At 70.7% G+C, this 2,585-nt stretch carries 1 protein-coding gene; it reads right to left on the bottom strand.

Translation table 11 applies throughout. From position 1 onward, the window contains the following. On the bottom strand, window positions 1-2,585 hold a 2,585-nt coding region (locus tag ACFQPS_RS00005), incomplete at both ends, for a beta strand repeat-containing protein (RefSeq protein ID WP_377355362.1).

Raw genomic sequence — 2,585 nt, 5'->3', positions numbered from 1 at the left:
GGACCGGCGCCGTGACGCTGCCGCCCAGCCGGATGTCGGCATTGGCCGTCGGCGTGCCGGTCACATCCTGGCGGCTGGTCGGAACCGGCGCCACCACGACCTGCTCGACCGTCCGTCCGGTCAGGCTGTCGCTGCCGCTGCCGCGGCCCACCGAGACCCCGTCCTCCGTCGTCGTTCCGGTCGCCGGGACCACCGGCGGCGGCGCCGGCAGCACCGGGGTCGGCGGCGGGGCCGGCGGCAGCGGCGGGGTCGGCGGCGACGGCGGGATCACCACCGGGACCGGCGGCGGCGGCGTGACCGGGGTCTCGTCCACGTCGCCGAGGGTGATGGTCACCGTGGTCGTGGCATCGGCGGTGGTGTCCGCGTCCTCGTCATCGACCGCCACCGTCAGGGTGTAGCTGGCCGTGGTCTCGAAATCGAGGACCGCCCCCGGGGCGACCTTGATCTGGCCGCTGGCCGCGTCGATCGTGAACAGGCCGGCCCCCGTGCCGCCGCTGATCGACCAGATCAGCCCGTTGCTGTCGCCGCTGGCGACCACGCTGCCGACCACGGTGCCGGCGGCACTGTTCTCCGCCACGGTGAAGCTCTGCGGCGCCAGCACGGGATCGACGTCGCTGAGCGTGAGCGTGATCGTCCTGCTGTCCGTTCCGCCCTTGCCGTCCTGCGTGGCGATGCTGAAGCCGACGGTGCCGGTCGTGTTGGGAACCGGCGTGACGGTGAGCCCCGCCAGGGCCGTGTTCAGGGCCCCGAGGCTGCCCGAGACCACCAGGGTGCGGCCGGTGCCGGTGTCGTCGCTGACCACGGTCAGGGCCGTGGTGTCGATGGCGAAGCTGCCGCTGCCCAGCGACAGCGTCACCGTCTGGGCGTCGTTGTCGCTGTCGGCGAGGCTGATCGTGCCCAGCGTCACCGCGGTCGCGTTCTCCGCCAGCGTGCTGGTCGCCGGGGCGGTGATCACGGGGGTCTGGTTCAGGCTGACCGTGATGTCGCTGCCGCTGGTCTTGAAATTGTCGGCCGTGTAGGCGCCGTCGAGATTGATCGTCAGATCGGCGCCGGCATCCCCGTCGATGCCGACATGCAGGCGGGTGACGCCGCCGCCGACAGCCTCGACATGGATCTGGTTCGCCAGGAGCCCGCTGCCGTCGCCCTTGGTGACGGCCCCGGCGGCGAAGTTCGACCCGGTGATGCGGATGATGTCGCCGCTATCCGCATCCGTGATGCGGGTGGTGCCGAGAAGACCGAAATCCGGGCCGGAGAGGACGAACACGTCCTCGCCACCGCCGCCCTCCAGCGTGTCGGTGCCGGTGTTGCCCGAGATCGTGTCGTTGCCGGCGCCGCCGCGGATACGGTCGTTGCTGCCGCTGCCGAGGAAGTTCACCCCGGTCGTGCTGTCGGTGGTGATCAGGTCGATGTTGGTCAGGACCAGGCCGCTGGCATCGAAGCTGCCGCCGGTGACCTTGAGGCTGACATCGGCGCTGTCGGGGGCGCCGACATTCTGGAGGGCCCCGCTGCCGACCTGATCGCCCTTGAGGGTGATCGTGACGCTGCCGCCGGCCGCCTGGGTCAGCAGCGTGGTGATGCCGGTCAGGGTCCGGGTCGTCAGGTCGATGTCGGTGACCGCCGCGGTGAAGGAGAGCGTGCCGTCAGTGCCGGTGAAGGCCTTGGCCATGTCGAAGGCGGCCTGCCCGACGGTGAGATTGCCGCCCTTGCTCTGGTTCTCGAAGCGCTCGATGCCGCTGAGCGTCAGGCTGGTGAGATCGACGGCCGTCCCGTCCACGCGCAGGCTGTCGCCGCTGCCGCTGCCGCCCGTGACCGAGGTCACCTTGCCGCTACCGATCTGGCTCTCGGCCAGCCGGAAGGCGGTGCCGCTGGCGTTGCTGGAGGTCAGCGCGTCGACATTGCCCAGGCTGACGCCGGACAGGTCCAGGCTGGCGCTGCCCGTCGCCAGGGTCACGTCGGCGCCGGCCTGGGCGGTGATCTCGGTGATCCTGCCGCTGCCGAACTGGCCGCCATCGACGGTGAGGGTGACCGGACCGCCGGTGCTGGTGGAATTCAGCCTGGTGATGCCGCTCAGGGTCAGCGAGCTGACATCATAGCTGCCATTGCTGCTGATCCAGCCGGCATTGCCGCTGATGGCGGTGATGCCGGCCAGGACGGTGTCGGTGACGGCGATGCCGCCGCCCGCCTGCTGGTTGGACAGGGTCTCGATGCCCGACAGGGTCAGGCTGCTGAAATCGATGGCCTTCCCGTCCACGCGCAGGCTGTCGCCGCTGCCGCTGCCGCCGGTGACCGAGGCCACCTTGCCGCTGCCGATCTGGTTTGCGGCCAGCCGGAAGGCGGTGCCGGTGTCGCTGGTGGAGGCGAGCGCATCGACCCCGGTCAGGCTCTTGCCCGACAGGTCGAGGGCCGCCACGGCCGTGGAAACGCTGTTGCTGCCGCTCAGCCCGAAGGCGAGGTTCAGCGCCTGGTCGATGACGACGGTGCGGCTCGCCGCGTCATTGTCGAAGCTGACCGTCTCGATCCCGTTCAGCACCAGCCCCTGGGCGGTCAGGGTGATGTAGCTGCTGCCGACCAGGACCAGCGTGTCG

Origin of the sequence: Rhodocista pekingensis (assembly GCF_042665545.1) — a bacterium.
Classification (GTDB): domain Bacteria; phylum Pseudomonadota; class Alphaproteobacteria; order Azospirillales; family Azospirillaceae; genus Rhodocista; species Rhodocista pekingensis.
Note: the sequence above shows the minus strand (reverse complement) of the source record. Positions and strands in the feature narration are given on the sequence as shown.